The organism is Thermogemmatispora onikobensis (assembly GCF_001748285.1).
Taxonomy (GTDB): Bacteria; Chloroflexota; Ktedonobacteria; order Ktedonobacterales; family Ktedonobacteraceae; genus Thermogemmatispora; species Thermogemmatispora onikobensis.
Window position 1 is genome coordinate 15051 of the sequence record NZ_BDGT01000006.1, and the last position, 20755, is coordinate 35805.

The window sequence follows — 20755 nt, forward strand, 5'->3', positions numbered from 1 at the left end:
ACCCTACCTTACCTGACTGGCTCTGCAACCTTGGTTGGAAGACTAGCGCACTGGCAAGATAGAAGGAAGAGATGCTTCCTTCCTTTCACTGCTAATGCCTGCCAGCACTCCAGGCCGAATAGCTTCTGCTACAGCTCGGGCCAGCAGCGGTGGTACAGCATTCCCTAACTGCGAAAACTGCCGGGTGAAAGGACCTGCGAAGCGGAAACGATCCGGAAAGCTTTGCAGCCGCGCTGCTTCGCGAACGGATATCGTCCTGGGGGGCTCAGGCTCCCCCTGACGACTGGGATAAATATATCGATACGAATCTTTGCCAATGTGGGCCTCGATCGTCCAGCATGGCCGGTCGCGGAAAAGTTTCCGGTACTTGTCCTTGAAGATGTCGTCGCGGTAGCGTTTGTACTCTGCAGGCAGGTCGACATACTTTCCCCCCTCTGGCAGCAAGGCAAAGGCCGCCAGGTCCTGCTCATTATGAGCGCGGGTCTGATGATTATAGAGAAGGTCACCAGCTCCCTCTCGCATCTGTCGCTGGTAGCTGGTCAGTTCCCCACGTGGCTCATAGGGCATCACATCCAGACGATGGCGATGAGGTACAATGGGAAGATCACTGATCGCCTGCCATACAGTTACAGGGTGCTGCCGATGGGTTTGTGGAGGCCAGCGAATGCCGTGTCCGAGACGATTTCCAATCATAAAGAGGCGCTTCCGGGTCTGAGGTACACCGTAATCATCAGCCTGAAGAATCCGGAAATCTACCACATAGCCCATTTCCCGGAAACTACGACTGGCCTTTTCCAGAAGTAATTCCTCACCATCATGATAATATTGCATATCTGGAACATTTTCCATAACGAAATAAAGCGGTTGTAGTACTCTGATAAAACGGATGAATTCTTGATAGTATTGATTTCGAGGATCATGGATATAGCCAGGGTCTTTATGCAGGCGGCGCAGCTTGCCTCTCCCTACTCGACTGAATCCCTGGCAGGGTGGTCCGCCAATAATAACATCGACTCGCTCCAGGTTACGCTCCTGAATAAAGCGCACTGGATCTGTAATAAGGCAGATATCTCCTAAGTAACAGGCATCTCCGAAATTGAGGCGATGAGTGCGATAGGGGAGGACCTCCTTTTCAATCCCCAGACCGATCTGATAACCAGCCATTTCGAAACCCAGACTGAGCCCGCCAGCCCCACAAAAAAGATCGAGAACGATGGGCTTCTCCTTCATCACTCACCTCGCGGTCAACAAAAGAGCCTGATAACAGCAGGATAACATATCAGAGCTTCTCTCGCAAGACACCTGGTGGTCCCCCGCTGACGTCGAGATGAAAGGAGGGTTGTTCTCTGCGTTGCAGTGTCTCTGACATATCCCTGAAAAACAGGATCTTCCTTCAACCGAGAAGTTCTGCGAGAACCGCAGCATCGCTGGTGAGGAGTGTCAGTGCTCCTGGTGGAGGCAGCAGGATTGCTGGCCTGGAACGAGTGCTCACCTGTGACACCTCTGTCTGGAACCTGTTCCCTCTTCCGCTTTTCCGGCATGCCTCATGCCGCCCCGCTTGTCGTTCTGCCTGCACTGCCTTCTAACGCATACAGGGCAGTGCATGGTCTGCTTCCTCTGGCCTGCGAGTCGATCGCTCTCTACCGGCTGCCCTCCCTGGCAAAGCAGGGGAAGACAGCCGGCACAGACCTCACAGACCTGGTCAATGCCTCCTTTCTTACTCATAAGAGAGAGGCGGGTCTGGGTCCTGCCACGTCATCGCCGCGGCTAACGGCTCAGGTGAAGACAATGAGCGGTTTGATGATGCCATCTCGCTTCTGATCCATCATCTCAAAGGCTCGCTCCATCTCTTCGAACGGAAAGGTGTGGGTGGTCAGCAGCGTTGGATCAACGCGCTTCTGCTGGAGCAGGCGAAGCAGACGCTCCAGGCGCAGACGCCCGCCAGGGCACAGTCCCGTAGTGATCGTTTTTTCTGCCATGCCCACCCCCCAGTCCAGACGCGGGATATGGACAAACTCGCCGTGTCCGTGGTAGCCGATGTTCGAGATGGTGCCACCTGCTTTGGTCACCTTCACGGCGGTCTGGAAGGTGACATCGCTGCCCAGTGCTTCGATGGCCGTATCCACTCCCTGCCCGGCGGTCAGCTCCAGGATACGCTTGACCACGTCCTCGCGGGAGAAGTCGACGATGATATCTGCCCCGTAGAGGCGAGCCAGCTCCTGCCGCCGGGGCACCGCCTCCACGGCGATGATCAGGCCCGCTCCCAGCAGTCTGGCACCAGCCGTGGCCATCAGCCCGACGGGTCCCTGCCCGAAGACGGCCACTGTCCCGCCGAGCGGGATACGCCCCTGTTCCGCTCCCATGAACCCGGTCGAGAGCATATCTGCGCAGTAGACCGCCATCTCGTCAGGGACATCCGGGGGAATCAGCGCCATGTTGGCGTCGGCTTCATTCACGTGAAAGTACTCCGCGAAGACGCCATCCTTGGTATTGGAGAATTTCCATCCTCCCAATGGTCCACCTGACTGAGAAGGATGGCCGGCCTGGGAGGCAAGATCCCCCCAATCTGGGGTAATAGCTCCGACGACCACCCGGTCGCCTGGGTGGAACTGGCGCACCTGGCTGCCAACAGCGTGGACGATGCCCACCGCCTCATGGCCGAGTGTCAGATTGGTGCGAGGGCCGATGGCTCCCCGCACAGTATGCGAGTCCGAGGTACAGATGAGCGCCCGCGTCGTGCGCACAATGGCATCGTTCGGGCCTGGCTCAGGCACAGGCTTCTCCATGAAACCCACCTGGCCGATGGCCTTCATCACAAAGGCTTTCATGATCGCTGCTCCTGTGTTTACTAGACTCACCCGCTAGCGAGTACACTGCCAGAGCAACACTCATTCGCGTCGTCGAGAGCACTGCGGTTTAGCTCCTGCGCTGTTGCTCTCCTTCGAGAAGGATAGGCTGTTCCTGTCACAGGGCCTTCACAGCAGCCCCTTGTCTGATCACGGTTCACCCCCGAGGAAAGGAGCCAGGCTCCGCTCTGCTCAGCGTTCCCCAGGTGCGGCGCTGGCCCCGCAGGAAAAGCTGTACAGGCATGGGCCAGGCTTCTCTTTGATCTGGACCTCTCTCAGGAGAGCGGCCACCGACCAGAGCGGTGCAGCGAGAACCTCCTGTGATGCGCGGGCCTGTTCTTGTGCAGGCCCTGTGAAGTGCCGGGGGTATATATTTCCCATGAGTAAGGAAAATGGGGGAATGACCGTGTGCTCCACTGCTGGTAAGCAGAGGCCGGGGCCTCCGAACCAGTTGGGAAACGGAGAGAAGGAGAGCAGTCATGTACAAACGAGCGGCTGAAGATTCCCGCTCTCTGCGGGAGCTTCAGGACAAACTGGTACGCCTGGGCATTTTGACCAGTGAGCGACTGACGCGCGCGCTGAAGGCCGTAGAGCTGTTCGATCCAGCGCTGGCACAGACGGTCTTGCCGGCAGACCCGATGATTGCCAGCCTGCAGGCCGCGATCGAGGACGAAATGCGCGTCTTCCTCCTCGAAGGGGGGGAGATGGGAGGCAGCGCGCTGCGTTTCCTGGTGTCATTGCCTGTGCTGGGCAGCGAGCTGCGCCTGCTGAGCGAGGAGGCGCAAGAGCTGGCCCGGTTGATCGTCTGGCTCGGCTCCTCCACTGCGCAGGCTGGCCAGGAAGATGGGAAGGCGGAACAATGGCCTCCCGCCCTGGCCGGGCAGGGGGAGCAACTCCTGACCTTCGGGCGTCAGATCAGCGCCTCGGCGATGGCGCTGGCCCTGGTGCTGGCAGAACAGGATACCCAGGGAGCGCAGCGCCTGTGGCGGCAACAACGCCGTCTGCAGCATGAGCTGACCAGGCTGCAACGCAGTTTGCTTCTGATCATGCCAGCTGGCGCGCTCACTTCCACGGGGACCAATGCCAGGGCACAGCCCTGGATCGCCTATCTGTCCGCCCTGGCCCTGCTCTTGAAACGCATCAGTTCCCACGCTGCCACGCTCTGCGAGCGGCTCATCTTCGTGGTTGAAGGAGTCCGCAGCATGCGGATGCTGCAACGTCTGGAGGCTCGCCTGCTGGTTGACCGCTGCCATGAACCAGCCCAGTGAGGGGGGAGGAGCCTCTGAGTCCGCCGTTCTGTCACTGCGTCCGGCTCCTCTTCAGGCTCTCTCCCTCCTCGCCCTCCCTGTCTCAGCTCCCAGAGGTGGGAACTGGTCCTGCCAGCACCAGCCCGGACCCGTCTCAGAAGCGGAAGATGGCCGCCAGCGGGCCTGGTGTGGGCATATGCTCCGGCGCCACTACGGAAACCAGGCCATCGTGGAGGATCGTCTGGGCTGCCAGTTGATCGACCAGGTCTTCATCGCCGGGCCGTGCTTCGGCGTGGACATCGATGGTCTGTGTCACAGGGTCCAACCGTCCCCAGATAGTGGCCTCCTCAGCGATGAAGAGGAGCTGGATGCGCCCACTGCAGGCCGCCCGAGCAATCTCGTCCAGGTCTGCAGACGCTTGCCCGGTGCCCTCACGCTCGCGAAAGCGGGCCAGGGTCTCCTGTTGCGCCTGCCGCAAGGAAGAGACGACCAGCGGCCAGGCTCGCTGACGGAGCAGAGCGGCGCTCACCTCATCAAAATTCCCCTCCAGGCCCTCTTTGAGAAGGAACGGATAGGTGTTGACACGGCGATAGAGCGCCTGGAGTGGGGAAACAGCGGCCAGCACCAGTGGTGCTTGCTGGCTGCGCAGGAGAGCATGCACCGCATGATCGATCTGCCGGATATACCGTAACTCATCCACCTGCTCCTCCTGTTCGCCCGCGCCCTGGCCGTGATACATCACGGCCCCACGCCTTCCGTGGTGAGTCACCGGGCTACCGCTATGGTATTGGAGCGCATGGGCTCGTGACCACCGCTCCCGCCAGGAGCCTGGGGGGCTGGTGATGCTCTCAGGCAAGGGTATCTCTTGCTGGCCGAATGGGTGACAGACCAGCAGCCGCACGTGCTTGCGGCTTAGCACGAGGAGATAGAAATGTTCATTGCGGCTCAACAGTGGTAACAGCGGTTTGATGAAAAAGTGCGCTCCAACCACTACCTGGGGACGAGGGGCATACGAGAGGTGATAGATCCGATAGAGGGTAGCTGAACGGAAGACCGCCAGCCCGGGTGAAACGGTGTTCCACAGCGAGGTCTCAGCGGGCAGGGCCTCGATGGGCGCGAGGAGACTCCGCTGCTCGGCCACACTGAGCTGCGTTTGCGCCAGGCGCTCACGCGCCTCGTGGAGCAAGCGCTTCAGCAGTCGTGGTCCAAGGTAATAGCCCTGACCTTTGCTGGGTGTGGGCAGATAGAGCGAGAGGCACGGAGCATCCTCGCTGGACAGCACCGTCTTGATTTCCTGATAGTATCGGCTCTGCTGCATGGGGCATCTCCCTGACAACCGACTATGCTATAGCTTTCTCTTCTTGAGAAAAGCCTAGAACGGACCGCTCACGAGCCTCTCTCAGGAGGCCCTGTCGTCTTCACAGCCTGGTTACAGGATGCATGCGCGACAGCGCTTGCTGCACCGGGGTGGCAGCTTCCTCCTTCCTATTCTGCTTCTGCTGCGTTCAAGAGGGCTGTTTGTGAGGCAGGCGCACGCCCCTGTAACGCTTTTGTGAGATCGATCAGGTATGCTCGGAAACAAGGAGGAGACAGGCAGACAGTAGAGCAACAGTCAGACGATGCAAGGACCAGCGGTCTCCAGCCAGTGCGTCTGGTGTGCTCCGAGGCGGGCCCCTGATGGTGCCGTGGAGATGAGCGAGCGGCAGAACAGCAGACCACTGAGCACCGCTGGCAGCACAGAGCAGAACAGAGCAGAAAGGAGGAACAGACCCATGTTTCGCCGCATTCTTGTGCCCCTGGATGGCACCCCCGCCGCTGAGCGAGCCTTGCTGATCGCCGCGCACCTGGCGCGTGCGGCCCAGGGGTCAGTGACGGTGTTGCGCGTGATCGAGTGGCCTCCCCCGGGGGTGCTCGCCGACAGCAGCACACTCTTCGACCCTTCCAGCAGCCTGGCAGAGCACGAGATTGCCAGGGCCACGCGCTACCTCAACGAGACCGTCCAGAACTACGCGCAGGCCCTTGAGCACCTGCCAGTCGAGCAGGAGGTGGCCTTTGGCCCTCCGGCCTCGACGGTGTTTTCGGCAGCGCGCCTGGAGCAAACGGATCTCATCATCCTATGTACCCACGCCGCCAGTCGGCTCAAACGGTGGCTTGTTGGCAGTATGGCGCAGCAGGCCGTCAGACGCAGCCCGGCTCCCCTGCTGGTCTTCCATGAACAGGGGCCGTTGCTGCCGTTCCCACGGCCAGGGCGCCCGCTGCGTTTGCTACTGCCGCTGGACGGCTCGCTGACCGCGGAGGCCGCTCTCAAACCGGCCTTGCGGCTCCTGGCGCTGCTTGCTCCACCCGAGCTGAGCCTGGTACAGTTGTTGAGTGTCGTCGATGTCCCTGGCTACGGGACGCTGGGGGGAATGCGTATCCCGGACCCGGGCCTGCGCGAGCAGCTCCAGGAGGAAGCCAGGAGCTACCTGGAGGGAGTGATGCAGCGCGTGCGCCAGGAGCAACTGGCCGACCCTGCTGTGACAATCACGTCCGCAGTGATCGCCAGGAGCAATGTCCCTGGGGCCATTCTCAAGCATGCCGCGGCTGAGGATGCGCAGGACCCGGCCCAGCACTTCGATCTGATCGCGCTGGCCACCCACGGACGCAGTGGCCTGGCCCGTCTCCTGCTCGGCAGCGTCGCGGAGCAATTGCTTGCGAGCAGTAAGCTCCCCCTGTTTATTGTTCGTCCTGGGATGCTGCATGAGGGCGAAGGCTCAGCAGAGGAGTCAGCGGGCCAGGCAGAGGAGCGCAAGCCGCCGGCGGCTGACGAGTCAGGGGCCGCTGGTTGGACGGGCCTCCTTTGATCTGACCGCGACTGACTGCAAGGGGAGCGTCCAGCCTTGACGATGAGAGGCGTGCCATCTTGCCAGGCACGCCTCTCATTGATTACTGGTAGACCTGACCAGCTCGCTCCCTGGCTGCTCCCTTGCACCGACCTCAGCCTAAATGAGGCCCTGGGGGATCAGGTGCCAGTAGGCATGGTTCAACAGCTGCTTCTCAAGGTGGTAGAAGAGGCTTGGACGCGGAGGCTCAGGCGGGTGCTCATAGTTAAACACCAGCTGGGTGGCCCGGCGATTCCCTGTCTCCAGGAAACACATCACCTCTCCATCGTAGAGAGCCTCATCCCCCTCAAGCGTCTCTCCACGGATCGCTGCCGCCAGACGCCTGGCCAGGACGCGGGCTTCAAAGTGGGCGGCGGAACCGCTTTTAGGCACCGGCAGATCGGTGGCATCCCCGAGAGCATACAAATGCTCCTGTCCTTTGACCTGCAGGGTGTAGCGATCGGTCGGAATCCATCCCTGGCTATCTCCCAGGCCGGATGCTTCGATGACCTGCGCCCCGCGATGCGGAGGGACCAGGATCAGCAGGTCGAAGGGGACTTCTTCGCCTTCCAGCGAGCGAATCACCCGGCGCTGCTGGTCGACAGCCTCCGGCGTAAAGAAGACTCGTGTGGCGATCTCGCGCTCTTCCAGCCAAGGAGCCACCATTTCCGCCACCCGCTCGATGGTAAAGACGCGCGGGAGCGGATAGAGGTACTCGATGACGGTGTGCTCCCGGAGGTAATGCTGGCGAAGCCAGTCGTCGAGCAGAAAGGTGAATTCCAGGGGAGCTGGAGGGCAGCGGTAGGGGATACCGGCTACTGCAATCACGATGCGCCCGCCGGGAAAGGTGCTCAGGGCCTGACGCAGCCGCAGCGCTCCCTCGGTGTCATAGAAATGATGCCATACCCCCGGCCCTTCTTCCAGTCCTGGCAGATCGGCGAAGGCGAGCCGCGCCCCTGTGGCCAGCACCAGATCGTCGTAGACAAGGACGCTCTCCCTCTTTCCCCCGGCTGGTTCGAGGGCGTTGCTCTGGGAGACGTGCACCTGATGATTGGCCACATCAATCTGTTGCACCTGCCCGATCAGCAGGTGAACGCGCTGGTGCAACAATGTCCGCTCATCGCGGACCAGCAATTGGCTCTGCGGGTCGCTGTCGTTGAAGGGCATATAGAGCCAGAAAGGCATGTAGACATGCCTCCCTGTGCTATCAATGAGGGTGATCTCGGCTTCATGCGGGCGTAACTGCCGCGCCAGCATATTGGCCGTGATCGTCCCTCCGACTCCTCCACCGATGATGATAATCTGTCGAGGCATAGGTAGGCCCTCCTCTCGGTCTGCCTGGCATTAGCGTTTTCTGCGGACAACGAAACGGGTATATCCCTGCTCCGGGAAAGTCCCCAGCAATTCGTGCCCGGCCTTCTGTACCCAGGCCGGAACATCGCGGGCCGAGCCTGGATCGCTGGAGAGGAGCGCCAGTGTCCCTCCGACCGGGATGGCTCTGATCCCCCGTATCAGCTCCATGAGGGGACCGGGGCAGAAGCTGCCCCGCGCATCGATTTCTTTATCAATCTGGATTTCTCCCGGCTTCTCTGGCATGGTATCCTCCTTTCTGGCTCTCATCTGCTGCTATGCTGCCCGCTGCCTCCGTTCAGGCTGGGTAAAGGAAGAGGGGCAGACAGACAGGCAGGCCTCAGATGAACAGGGTGATGCGGCTCTCGCTGGCCCGTTCGATGAAGCTCGCTACGCCGACAACCTCTTCGACTATCGGCTCGAGATCTTCCAGCTTCATGTCGAGCAGCTCCAGGGTCATAGCGCAGGCATAGACATGTACCTGACCCAGCTCGCGTGCCTGCTGTAGTGTCTCTAGCCAGCCAGGAACCTGCTTTTTACGCATCTGCTCCAGCAGGACAGGCCCGAGATCGCCGGCATCTTTGCTGACGCTCACAGTGGCCTGGGCTGCTCCCTTACGGAAGGCCTGCAATCCCCACGTCGTGAGGAATAGCTCGACCTCCAGCCCCATCGCGACAGCCCCACTGGTCAACGTGGCAACGGCCATGAGCTTGTCCGCTGTTCCAGAGAAGACGATCAGCGACATGCGATTTTCCATGATGCCTGTGACTCCTTCCTTCTTGTCTCGTCTCGCTTGTCTCGACCAGGGACGGGCATTCAGGTCAGCCAGGCGGGCCGCGTGGGCTGCGTGCTCACTGTGCTGTGGTATTCTTGTTGGCGACTACCTCCGCGGCGACCTCCCGTCCCGTGTCCACGTCAAGCAGCCGAAAGGTATGGGTAATGCGCGCAGCTTTGTTCAGCATGGCCTCGGCGCCGCAGTAGCGCTGTATTGAAAGATCGAGTGCTCGGGCCACTGCCTCGGCCTGGAGCTGTCTTCCAGTGAGGAGATGCTCTACCTTGATCTCTCTAAAGACTTTCGGATGGGTAGCTGAGCGAATCCCCCCGACGACAATCTCGTAGGAGATCACTTGCTGACGTTGCTTGCGCAGGATGGAAAGCACGTCCATCCCGCTGCAGCCGGCCAGGCCGATGAGCAGCAGCTCCATCGGACGGAAGCCAGCATCGTGGCCGCCGTGCTCTGGCGCAGTGTCCAGCCTGAGATGGTGGCCGGAGCCAGCTTCGGCTTCAAAGCTCAGGCCCTCGACGAGTCTGATCTGGGCCGTCATTCGTTCTGCCATTGGTCTTCTTCCTCCCTTGAGAGAGGTCCCTTCGCCTTCTCTCGTGAGAGCAGTATAGGCGCCGTAGCTCACCAGGCCATCACGAGGGTCTGGCCAGCCTTCTCAAAGCGGTCACAGCAGCCAGGAGAGAGGTCTCTGGCATCTTTCTTTGTCCGTGCCAGCTCCCTTCCTTTCCAGCCTGGCAGGGGAATGGTCCTGGAGTGGTCTAGAGGTGAGCGCTGTCTGTGAGGAGCAAAGGAAAGAGTTGAGAGAGTCCTGAGAAGGGGAGCAATCATGCGAGGTAGGGAAAGGGGAGAAAGGTCGAACCCCCTGCGGCTTCCTTCACGACATGAGGAAGGCGGCTACCAGGAGTGGAAGGAAGAGATCTTGTTTCAGCGCATTTTCATTCCTCTCTGCGAGCACGTGTCATGAGCCTAGGGCAGCACGAGTCGACAGGCCAGGCATGGCTGCCCCAGGATGTCAAGCAACTGGGCAAGCAGCACCGGCAGCGGACGGTCGGTACGGAATGGCACCCCGGTGATCTGCTCCGTCGCCGGAAGGCATGGCTGCCAGTGAGCACACTGGGCATCGTAGAGGTCTGGCCGCCCGTCAGAGGCCTCGACTGTGCTCGATCGCAGCGACAGCTCGCCGACGCCGCTTAAGCCTGGGGTGGCGATTCGCTGGCGCTGGCTCCAGCGATGGCGGAGCCGTGCTAAAGCTTCTTCCTTTGGACAAAAGCACTCGATGAAGAAAGTGGGAACGCCTTGAGCAGCAGCGGCCTGGGCCATGATCTGCCGATCTTCGCGGCGCAGAAAGGAGGCATCCAGAATCACCGAGCGCCCTTCTTGCAAGGCCAGGATGGCCAGGGCATGGAGCGCCTGATAGGTACGTGTCCCCCAGGCCGGGGCATAGATACCTTTTCCAAAAGCCTCAGCCCGCGTCTCACCGGGAGCGAGGCCCGCCAGACGCTTGCGAATCACATCGGACGAAAAGAGCGCCGCCCCAGTCGTTTGTTGGAGGGTCCGCGCCAACGTGCTTTTGCCCGTACCCATCAAGCCGCCAATCATGACCAGCGTTGCTCCGGCAGGTCGACTGGCATAATGAGCGGCCAGCGCAAACAAGGCGCTCGCCTGCTGCTGAGCCTGATCGCGCTCCTCCAGAGGGACCTCGGGTTCATCCAGCAGCAGCGAGGCCACTTTGCCACGCACGCAGGCGCGATAGCACAGATAGAAAGGCAGCACCTCGCGTAAGCTCTCATCCTCTGTGGCCCTGACATAGGCATCGACAAAAGCATCCGCCAGGTCCACTCGTGCGCTATATTCCAGCTCCATCGCCAGGAAAGCTACCTCAGCGGCGATGTCAGCATAGCGAAAGCGGGTATTGAACTCGATGCGGTCCAGAAAAAGAAGCTGTGGCTCCTGCTGTCCGTCCTCGGGGGGAGACTCCAGCCAGTAGACATGCTGGAGGCGCAGGTCTCCGTGCCCATCTCGGATGCATCCCTGGGCGATGCGCCCCAGCAACAGCGCCCGGCGCTGCGCAAGAAACTGCTCGACGTAGCGTTGAATCTGCTCGTAGGTTGACTGATCCAGGGTGCGACCAAGGTAGGGCTGAAGCTGGGTCAGGGTCTCCTGCCAGTTGAAGGCTAACAGCTCCGGCTGGCCATAGCGGCGTACTTCGTCATCTGCGCGGGCCTCGGCATGGAAGGCGGCCAGACGCCGGGCGACCGCTTCGAGCATTGCCGCCGAGAGGCGCCCGCTCTGGAGCCAGCCGGCCAGGGTTGCTGTCTCGGGGAGACGACGCATCACTACTGCATAGTCAACAACCGTCCCCTCTTCGAGAGAAGAAGCAGGCTCTGGCACGCTCTCCGGCGAGAAGATCGGGCCAATATGCATCTCCTCTCGCTGGGTGCGCACGATGGGGGCCACGCCCAGATAGATGCCGGGCGCCAGCGGGGCATTCACAAGAACCTCCTCCCGACACCACTGGCGGCGCAGCATCGGCGTTGAGTAATCGAGAAAGCCCAGATTCACCGGCTTCTTCAATTTATAGACCAGATCAGGGAGGAGCACAACCACGGAAGCGTGAGTCTGTACCAGATGGGGAGCTGAAGCGGCAGGCGTCGACTGGTGCTGGGCACTTGCCGCGCGCGCTGGCGCCTTCCCTGCCAAAATAGTGGTGATCATGGCTTCTGCTGCCTGCATGACCGATGGCGCTGGCATGGTGCTTCTCCTCAGATGGCTCAGCAACACGATGTCCTCAAGACGGCAACCTGACTGACAGGAGGCAGGAAGGTCGCTGCCAGACTGCCCCTCCTACCTGGTCGCTACGGCTCCATTGCCGCACCGGCCCTGAGCCACCCCGCTGGTAGAAGCCAGCTGGCAGCGCCTTCCAACCCGAGACAAGATGAGCAAGGCCATTCGTTCTGCTCCTGAGCGAATCCCGGCTGCTCCTGCCAATAGAACCATAGCACCTGCACTGCACGGCTCCCTCTCCAGGCCTCGGCCAATGCTCACAGGGCGCTCACAGTACCCGCCTGCCCTGCCCGGTTTCTAGCGGGATGCGGCTCACGCGCAAGGCATTGAAAATGACCAGGACATCAATGCCCTCTTGCAGAATGGCGCCTACAGCCGGCGGTATCCAGCCAAAGGCCGCCAGCAGCATCGCTGTCGCGCTCAATCCCATTCCCACCCAGATTCCCTGACGGGCGATACGCATGACACCGCGCCCAAGCCGTACAGCGGTGGCGATGCGCCGTACATCCTCGGAGAGGAGCACGGCATCCGCGACGCTGGCCGCTGCGGTCAGCCCCTGCTGTCCCATGGCGATCCCCACGGTGGCGGTGGCCAGTGCGGGCGCATCGTTGACCCCATCGCCGACCATCAATACTTTGCGCCCTTTGTTGAGGTAATCGCGGATGACCTGGACTTTCTCTTCCGGTAAGCAGCGCGCTACCGCGCGGTCCATGCCGGCAAGGGCTCTGATCCGCTGGGCCACCTCCTCGCCGTCGCCGGTCAGGAGCACTCTTTCCTCAATGCTCGCTTGCTTGAGATCAGCCATGAGTTGGGCAAGATCAGCCCGGGGTCGATCCTCCAGAACGATCAGCGCCAGGCAGTAACCATTCACGGCCAGAAAGCTGGCGATCTGGCCGGTCGCTGTCCACTGCTCGCGGGCCAGCAAGAGGACCGGCGGGAGCGGGATTCCGCGCTGACGCAGAAAGGTACGGTTGCCCACTGTGACCTCATAGATCGGCTCCTCCGGCGCCGCAGTCAGACGGACGCGCCCCGCGACTCCTTTGCCAAAGACTTCCTGGAACTGCTCAGTTAGTCCAGGAGCCAGCCCTTGCGCGCGGGCGGATTCGACAATAGCCCGCGCCAGGATATGCGAGGAAAGCTGTTCCACTGAGGCCGCCAGGCGCAGTAAGGTCGCATCATCGAGGAGGGGGGCCTCAGCAGGCACCTCCGACGCCGGCGCTCGCCAGAGCCTGGAGACGGAAGGCATCCCCAGGGTCAAGGTTCCGGTCTTATCAAACACGGCCACCTGCACCTCACCGAGAGCTTCCACAGTCGCGCCGCTCTTGACAATGAGGCCTGCTCGGGCCGCCCGGTCGATGCCGGACATGATGGCGATCGGCGTGGCCAGAATCAGAGGGCAGGGCGTGGCTACTACGAGCACAGCCAGGGCCGTGATACCGCTCCCGGTAAGCAGCCAGGTCAGTGCAGCGAGCGAGAGGCTCACAGCGGTAAAGAGGACGCTGTAGCGATCGGCCAGGCGGTGAAGAGGAGCTTTCTGCTCTTGAGCCGCGGCGACCAGGCGCACAATCTGAGCGTATTTGCTCTCAAGGCTGCGTCGGGTGGCACGCACTTCGAGCGGGCGATCGAGATTGAGGCTGCCGGAGAGCACGGTCGCCCCCACGGTCTTCGGTTGCGGCAGCGGTTCGCCCGTGAGATCGGCCTCACTCACGTATGAAGAGCCAGCTACTATCTCGCCATCTACAGGAACCAGCTCGCCGGGCTTGACCACCACAACCATGCCCACTTCAATGTCCTCGGCGGCAAGATCGACCAGCTCCTGCCCACGCCAGATATGGCTAATGCGCGGCGCGCGCTCAGCCAGGGCTGAAAGAGAGCGGCGAGCCTGCCGGAGCGCATACGCCTCCAGGGCTTCGCCCCCAGAGAGCATCAGCACGACAAAAGCCCCAGCCAGATACTCCCCCGCCAGGAGCGCCCCGATGATGGCGAGAATCGCGATGAGGTCAACGCTCAGTTCCCGACGGCTGAGCTGTCGCAGCGTCTGCCAGCTCAGGGGAATGCCTCCCATCACCGTGATCACCAGGAGCACCCAGCGCGCAAGGTCAGCGCGTCCGCTTAGCCAGCAGAGGAGCGCGACGAGGAGCAGCAACAGCGCTGCGGAAGGCAGAGGATAATGACGCAGCAACTCCCCCAGGGCTTTGCGACCAAAGCGCGGCGGCAGTTGCACCGCCGCCTGGGCTGGGATAGGCGGCACGGGAGTCGCCGCTCTCTTCCCGTGCTCTGGGTCTGAGACAAGCTGAGACTGCGGAAGGGCAGGCTGGCGCCGATGGACCACTGGCATAGTTGGATAGCCTTTTTCTCCTGTAGTGGAGGGGAAATGTTCCACTCCGAGGAACGTTGCTTCTCACCACCAGGATACATGCCAGTGGTCACACATCCATCACAGCCTGTCAGCCCTATCTCACGAAGCGTTCTCTACCTTGTCTGCCTGGCCTGGATTCGCTGACCTGCCTCAGAGGGGCATTGTGATAGCGCTGTAACCATGCCAGGGATGTCCGTGAGGTAATCGTGATGACAGCCTGTTAGATTCGGAGTGTTTTTGTTACTGCCTACTAATAGCCAGGGGAAGAAGAAGGAGCAACGCTGATGCCCGGTCTACCGCCCTCCTCCCACAGGGAGCCGATCACGACCACGATAGCCGCCGTTAGTCCACGCTACAGCCAATCGCTCAGCCAGCTACTGACCGAAGTGCGCTCCTCAGAGCAAGGACTGACTGAGGAAGAAGCGCGCCGCCGCTTGCGCCAATTCGGCCCCAACGAGGTCGCCGCTGAACGGACCAGCTCAGGGGTGGTCCAGCTCGTACGGCTCTTCCTCAACCCGTTAGTCGCCGTCTTGCTGCTGGCAAGCCTGGTCTCCGCCTTACTCGGCGAGCTAACCAACGCTCTCATCATTGCGATTATCGTCTTCCTGAGCCTGGTGCTGAACTTCTTGCAGAGCTATCGCTCTCAGCGGGCCGTCGAGCGCCTGCGTTCGTCTGTCGCCCCTGTGGCTCACGTCTTGCGCGATGGCCGCTGGCAAGATCTCCCCCGCCGGCTGCTGGTTCCCGGCGATGTCATTCGCCTGGCCGCCGGCGACCTGGTGCCGGCAGATGCTCGTCTGATTGAGGCCCTGGATCTCCATGTACAGCAGGCCGCGCTCACAGGTGAATCACTGCCGGTCGCTAAACGGGCCGAGGAGACAGCAACCACGCTGGCCCATCCCGCCGAAGCCCCCAACTGGGTCTTCCTCGGCACCTCCGTGGTGAGTGGCAGCGCCCTTGCCCTTGTGGTAGCCACAGGCCCCCGGACAGCCTTCGGGGATGTGGCCATTCGTCTGGCTCAGCGCCCACCTGAGACCGAGTTTGAGCGTGGACTCCGCCACTTCAGCTTCCTCATTCTGGAAACGGTCTTCTTTTTAACGCTCTTTGTGTTTCTCACCGGTGTCCTTCTGCATCACCCGCTTTTCGAGTCCGTACTCTTCGCTCTGGCTCTGGCCGTTGGGCTAACCCCCGAGTTTCTGCCGATGATCGTCACTATTACCCTGGGGCAGGGAGCCGTGCGCATGGCCAGGCGCAAGGTCATCGTCAAGCATTTGGAGGCGATCCAGAACTTTGGCAGCATTGATATCCTGTGCACGGATAAAACCGGTACTCTGACCCGAGGAGAGATGACGCTGCAAGAGGCCTGTGATCTACGGGGGCAGGCCTCCGAGCGTACTCTCTTCTTCGCTTACCTCAACAGCGCCCTCCAGACCGGTTTCAACAGCCCGCTCGATCAAGCGATCCAGCGCAGCGGCGCATTCTCGCTGGCCGCTTATCGTAAGTACGGCGAGATCCCCTTTGATTTTGAGCGGCGCCGCCTCTCCGTCATCGTCGAGCAGACCAACACTGCCAGGCGGCTCCTCATTGTCAAAGGGGCCCCCGAGCATATCCTTCCGCTCTGCACTGGCTGCGAGCTGGATGGTGTAGCCCAGCCGCTGACAGCCGCCCTGCGAGGTCAGGCTGAGGCACTCCATCAGCGCTTCAGCCAGGAAGGACTGCGTGTGCTCGCCGTGGCCTATCGCGAGCTGCCTCAGCAGGAGCGCTATGGCCAGGCGGAAGAGCAGGACCTGATCTTGTTGGGATTGCTGACCTTTGTCGATCCACCCCAGGCCGGCGTCGCTGAGGCTATTGCCGCCCTGGCGCGGGACGGGGTCCAGGTCAAGATCGTCACAGGCGATAACGAGCTGGTGGCGCGCCATATCTGTCGCCAGGTAGGGCTGGATCCAGCGCGCGTGCTGGTAGGCAGCCAGCTAGAGCGCATGAGCGATGCCGCCTTGCTCGGCGCGGTGGAACACGTCACGCTCTTCGCCCGGGTCTCGCCTGCGCAGAAAAGTCGCATTTTGCTGGCCCTCAAACGCCGTGGCCATGTCGTGGGCTTCCTGGGCGATGGCATCAATGATGCGCCCTCGCTGCACGCGGCAGATGTAGGGATCTCGGTCGCCGGTGCCGTCGATATCGCCAGAGAGGCCGCCAGCATTCTCCTCCTGGAGCAGAGCCTGCAGGTGCTCCACGCAGGCATTCTGGAGGGGCGCAGGGCCTTCGGCAACGTGATGAAATATCTCCTTATGGGTACCAGCTCCAACTTTGGGAACGTCTTCAGCATGGCCGGGGCCTTTCTCCTCCTGCCTTTTCTGCCGATGCTACCGGCCCAGATTCTGCTCAATAACTTTCTCTACGACCTGGCGCAGGTCACCATTCCCACCGACCACGTCGACGCCAGCCTGATGCTCAAGCCGCAGCGCTGGAACATCGGCCTGATCCGCAACTTCATGCTGCTGGTTGGACCCATCAGTTCGCTCTACGATTTCTTGACCTTTTTTGTCATGCTCGCGGTCTTTCATGCCTCCGAGGCCCTCTTTCACACCGGCTGGTTCATCGAGTCCCTGGCGACGCAGACCCTGGTGATCTTCGTGATCCGTACCGCTGGTCATCCGCTGCGCAGTCGTCCCAGCCTGCCATTGACGCTCACCACCCTGGCAGTGGTTGGCTGCGGGCTGCTGCTGCCCTGGACGCCGCTGGCCGCTCCACTGGGCTTTGTGCCGTTGCCTGCCGGCTACTTCCTCTTCCTGGCAGTTGCCACACTGACCTACCTGGCACTGGTCGAGCTGGTGAAGGGGCGCCTGTTGCCAACCAGCCAGCAAGCTGGCCTATCGGGTCAGGCGCAACCGTGAGCAGCGTCGGCGGCTCCCGACCAGAAGCAAGCGCCGTCAGCTCTCAGTCAGAAGGCAGCGATGGAACCTTCTGCAGAGCTGACGGTGTGACGGTGGTGCACGGGCGGACCAGCCACATGCAGTGTGCCGGACAAGATGCCTGTCCGCTAGTCATCTGCGCTTCTCCGTCGCTGGTAATTCCTCCGGGATCATTGCCGGCTCTCTTCCGAAGAGCGCAGGCGGGCCAGCATTGCGTCAAAGGTCGCGGCGTCGATTTCTCCGCGCGCGTAGCGCTCCTGTAGAATCTGCAAGGGAGAGCGATTCGGCCCCGAGGGATACAGGCGAGACGGTCCCTCTGAGAACCAGCCTTTCCCTCTGGCCAGACGAAACAGGGCCCAGGCCAGGGCCGCCAGCAAGATCAGCCAGAGAACGGCCCCGAGCCACATCCATAGCATGCCTCCGCAGCCAAAGCCCCACATCATCAAGATCACCTCATTTCTTGAGCGTTTCCTCTCCTTGAACAAGCCAGGCACACTCGTTGCCTTACTTCAGATACTATGATCCACTCCCACACTCTCGATCTGTTCACAGCGCCGCCCAATTGACTCACAGTGACCTCACAGGACGCCGGGGTGAGATGGGGAGAAGCATGCAGCGCGGTGTCCCTGCTCTTCTGGCGACCCGTCGTGATGGAACTGAGAGGAGGGCGGCCAGGTAAGAGAGCAGATCGTGAGTTGGACACGCTAGGCTGGTGATCGAGACCAACAGGATACACGTACGCTCTCAATATGTTGAGGAAAGGAGCCACCACGATGCCCCAGCCCCAACCCGCGCCGGGAGGTTCAGCAGCTCAGAAGGGGCAGCCGACCACACTCTTCGACCTGCCCTTTTCGCACCCCCTGCGTGTCTTCTTCGCGCCTCACAGTATCGCCGTCATCGGAGCCACTGAGCGCCCGGGGAGCGTCGGGCGAGCCGTGCTCACGAATCTGACCACTGCTCCTTTTGGCGGTTCCATCTTTCCGGTCAATCTCCACCGCTCCAGTGTGCTCGGCAGACGCGCCTACCCGCGCGTCACGGATCTTCCAGAGCCGGTGGAGCTGGCCGTGATTGCCACGCCGGCGGAGACCGTCCCTTCTGTGATCGCCGACTGCGTGGCCGCCGGGGTCGAAGGGGCGATCATTCTCTCCGCTGGTTTTCGCGAGCGAGGGCCAGCTGGCCAGGCACTGGAGCGCCAGGTCCTGGAAGAGGCACGGCGGGGTGGGCTGCGGCTTCTGGGACCCAACTGCCTGGGCCTGATGAACCCACGCATCGGGCTGAATGCGACCTTCGCCAGCGGGATGGCCCTGCCGGGACAGATCGCCTTCCTGAGCCAGAGCGGGGCCTTATGCAGCGCCATTCTCGATTGGAGCCTGCAGGAGCACATCGGCTTCAGCGCCTTTGTCTCGGTCGGGTCGATGCTCGATCTGGGCTGGGGGGAGTTGCTCGACTACCTGGGGGATGATCCACATACCGGCTGCATTCTCCTCTATCTGGAGACCGTGGGCGACGCCCGGGCCTTCCTCTCCGCGGCCCGGGCCGTGGCACGGCGCAAACCCGTGATCCTCTTGAAAGGGGGTCAAACTCCCGAGGCCATACAAGCGGCCATCTCCCACACGGGGGCCCTTGCCGTGAGCCAGGAGATCTTCGAGGCAGCCTGCAGCCGCTGCGGCCTGCTGCAGGTGGAGAGCATCGACGAGCTGTTCGCGATGGCTGAGGTGCTGGCGCGGCAGCCACGCCCCCAGGGGCCGCATTTCACCATCGTGACCAATGCGGGCGGTGCCGGCGTACTGGCTGCCGATGCTCTGGCGAAGGCCGGCGGGGCGCTGACCCCGCTCTCCTCGGAAACACGGGCCGCCCTCGACGCGCTGCTCCCCCCCTACTGGAGTCGCCAGAACCCGGTAGACATCCTGGGAGATGCCGATCCCGAACGCTATGCCCAGGCCATTGCCATCCTCTCTCGTGAGCCGGCCAGCAATGGCTTGCTGGTCATCCTGACACCCCAGGCCATGAGCGACCCCACCCGTACCGCCGAGCGCGTAGTTGAGGCCGTGGCAGGCAGCAAACGGCCCGTGGTGGCAAGCTGGATGGGAGGCAGCAGTGTGGCAGCCGGCCACGAGATTCTGACACGCGCCGGCATCCCGACATTTGCCTCCCCGGATACGGCGGCCCGCGCTTTCTGCGCCATGTGGCGCGCCAGCAAGCATCTGCAGAGCCTCTACGAGACGCCCAGTGTGGTGGATGATCCCGAGGAGAGCGCCAGTCGGCGCGCGCAGGTCGCCAGCGTGCTGACTGCAGCCCGCCAGGCCGGGCACACGCTGCTCAGCGAGCCGGAGGCGAAGGCGGTGCTCCAGGCCTACGACATCCCGACCGTCGAGACTCGCGTCGCGCTCAGCGAAGACGAGGCCGTCCAGCAGGCGGAGCAGCTCGGCTATCCAGTGGTTCTGAAGCTGCTCTCGCCAACCATCACCCACAAAAGCCGTATTGGAGGCGTCCGCCTTGCCTTGCGCACGGCTGAGGAGGTGCGGCAGGCCTATCGAGCCATTGCCGAGGCCGCAGAGCGCCAGGCGGGAGCCGGGCAAATGCAGGGTGTGACGGTGCAGCCGATGATTACGCTGGAGGGCTACGAGCTGATCGTGGGCAGCTTCTGCGACCCACAGTTTGGGCCGGTGCTGCTCTTTGGCAGCGGCGGGCGCCTGGTCGAGGTGCAACGCGATACCGCCCTGGCGCTGCCGCCGCTGACCACGACGCTGGCGCGGCGTCTGCTGGAGCGCACGCGCATCTTCGCTGCCCTCCAGCAGGGGGCTGCCGGACTGCCCGCTGTGGATCTGGCGGCGCTCGAGCGCCTGCTGGTGCGCTTCAGTCTGCTCGTGGTCGAGCAGCCGCTCATCAGGGAGTGCGATATCAACCCTGTGCTGGCAGCGGGCGGTCATCTGCTGGCACTCGATGCCCGAATCGTGCTGCACTCATCCGGTGTGCCCGAAACAGCGCTGCCGCGCCCGGCGATTCGTCCCTACCCGAGCCACTACATCGGGAACTGGCAGCTCCCTGATGGCACTCCGGTGACGATCCGCCCGATTCGCCCGGAAGACGAGCCGTTGATGGTGCGCTTCCACGAGCGGCTCTCAGAGCGCAGTGTCTATCTGCGCTGGCTACATGTCCTTGGCCTGAGTCAACGCATCGCCCATGAGCGGCTGGTAGATCGCTGCTTCATCGACTACGATCGAGAGCTGGCCCTGGTGGCCATCTCGCGGGAGGAGGCGTCAGGCACTGGTACAGAGACGCTCCTGGGCATTGGACGCCTGATCAAGCTGCCCGGGGGAGAGGAGGCCGAGTTTGCCTTGCTGATCGCCGATCAGGTGCAGGGGCAAGGACTGGGAACGGAGCTGTTGCGGCGCTTGATGGAGATCGCCCGGCAGGAGGGCCTGCAACGCTTGCAGGGCCGCATGCTGCCGGAGAACCAGGCCATGCTGCGGGTCTGCCGCAAGCTTGGCTTTCAGCTGACCTACCATCCCGAGGAGCAGCTGATGCAGGCAACCTTCCTGTTGCGAGAAGGGAGCGAGCTGATCAAGGGACACCCGTGAGAGAAGGAAGGGAGCGCAAGGGAGCCACCAGCACATC

14 protein-coding genes are annotated in these 20755 nt (G+C 62.1%); 4 read left to right on the plus strand and 10 right to left on the minus strand.

Annotated features, from left to right (window positions below; all coding sequences use genetic code 11):
- Positions 1-42: 42 nt before the first annotated feature.
- Positions 43-1230 (minus strand): DNA cytosine methyltransferase, encoded by a 1188-nt coding sequence (locus BGC09_RS03960; RefSeq protein ID WP_069802334.1) that lies wholly within the window; start codon positions 1228-1230, stop codon positions 43-45.
- A 545-nt stretch (positions 1231-1775) separates the two neighbouring features.
- Positions 1776-2828, minus strand: coding sequence for an NAD(P)-dependent alcohol dehydrogenase (locus BGC09_RS03965; RefSeq protein ID WP_069802336.1), 1053 nt, complete (start codon positions 2826-2828; stop codon positions 1776-1778).
- Positions 2829-3325: 497 nt separating this feature from the next.
- Between BGC09_RS03965 and BGC09_RS03970 the strand changes: the two genes are divergently transcribed.
- Positions 3326-4114, plus strand: a complete 789-nt coding sequence (locus tag BGC09_RS03970; protein WP_069802338.1) for a phosphate signaling complex PhoU family protein — start codon at positions 3326-3328, stop codon at positions 4112-4114.
- 133 nt (positions 4115-4247) lie between these two features.
- Here BGC09_RS03970 and BGC09_RS03975 read toward each other — a convergent pair whose 3' ends face one another.
- Positions 4248-5411, minus strand: coding sequence for a baeRF3 domain-containing protein (locus BGC09_RS03975; RefSeq protein WP_069802340.1), 1164 nt, complete (start codon positions 5409-5411; stop codon positions 4248-4250).
- Between the two features lie 454 nt (positions 5412-5865).
- Between BGC09_RS03975 and BGC09_RS03980 the strand changes: the two genes are divergently transcribed.
- Positions 5866-6936, plus strand: a complete 1071-nt coding sequence (locus BGC09_RS03980; RefSeq protein ID WP_069802342.1) for a universal stress protein — start codon at positions 5866-5868, stop codon at positions 6934-6936.
- A gap of 138 nt (positions 6937-7074) precedes the next feature.
- Here BGC09_RS03980 and BGC09_RS03985 read toward each other — a convergent pair whose 3' ends face one another.
- The 6 genes from BGC09_RS03985 to BGC09_RS04010 all read right to left on the minus strand — a co-directional run bounded on the left by BGC09_RS03985 (position 7075) and on the right by BGC09_RS04010 (position 14123).
- The gene (locus BGC09_RS03985) at positions 7075-8268 is read right to left on the minus strand and encodes an NAD(P)/FAD-dependent oxidoreductase (RefSeq protein ID WP_069802344.1); all 1194 of its coding nucleotides are present in this window, start codon (positions 8266-8268) and stop codon (positions 7075-7077) included.
- A gap of 30 nt (positions 8269-8298) precedes the next feature.
- The gene (locus BGC09_RS03990) at positions 8299-8550 is read right to left on the minus strand and encodes a sulfurtransferase TusA family protein (protein WP_069802346.1); all 252 of its coding nucleotides are present in this window, start codon (positions 8548-8550) and stop codon (positions 8299-8301) included.
- Between the two features lie 94 nt (positions 8551-8644).
- The gene (locus BGC09_RS03995; RefSeq protein ID WP_069802348.1) at positions 8645-9061 is read right to left on the minus strand and encodes a DsrE/DsrF/DrsH-like family protein; all 417 of its coding nucleotides are present in this window, start codon (positions 9059-9061) and stop codon (positions 8645-8647) included.
- Between the two features lie 94 nt (positions 9062-9155).
- Positions 9156-9641 (minus strand): OsmC family protein, encoded by a 486-nt coding sequence (locus BGC09_RS04000; protein WP_218103954.1) that lies wholly within the window; start codon positions 9639-9641, stop codon positions 9156-9158.
- A gap of 413 nt (positions 9642-10054) precedes the next feature.
- Complete coding sequence (locus tag BGC09_RS04005; protein WP_069802350.1) at positions 10055-11839, minus strand: bifunctional aminoglycoside phosphotransferase/ATP-binding protein; 1785 nt, start codon at positions 11837-11839, stop codon at positions 10055-10057.
- Between the two features lie 301 nt (positions 11840-12140).
- Positions 12141-14123, minus strand: a complete 1983-nt coding sequence (locus BGC09_RS04010) for a heavy metal translocating P-type ATPase (protein ID WP_069802624.1) — start codon at positions 14121-14123, stop codon at positions 12141-12143.
- A gap of 392 nt (positions 14124-14515) precedes the next feature.
- On the opposite strand from BGC09_RS04010, the gene mgtA reads away from it, so the two are divergent.
- Positions 14516-17119: a magnesium-translocating P-type ATPase gene (mgtA, locus tag BGC09_RS04015; RefSeq protein WP_084657918.1), complete on the plus strand. Its 2604-nt coding sequence runs from the start codon at positions 14516-14518 to the stop codon at positions 17117-17119.
- A gap of 188 nt (positions 17120-17307) precedes the next feature.
- Here mgtA and BGC09_RS04020 read toward each other — a convergent pair whose 3' ends face one another.
- Entirely contained in the window at positions 17308-17580 is a 273-nt protein-coding gene (locus BGC09_RS04020; RefSeq protein ID WP_069802352.1) for an SHOCT domain-containing protein, read from the minus strand.
- Between the two features lie 330 nt (positions 17581-17910).
- On the opposite strand from BGC09_RS04020, the gene BGC09_RS04025 reads away from it, so the two are divergent.
- Positions 17911-20718, plus strand: a complete 2808-nt coding sequence (locus tag BGC09_RS04025; RefSeq protein WP_084657919.1) for a bifunctional acetate--CoA ligase family protein/GNAT family N-acetyltransferase — start codon at positions 17911-17913, stop codon at positions 20716-20718.
- Positions 20719-20755: the final 37 nt, after the last annotated feature.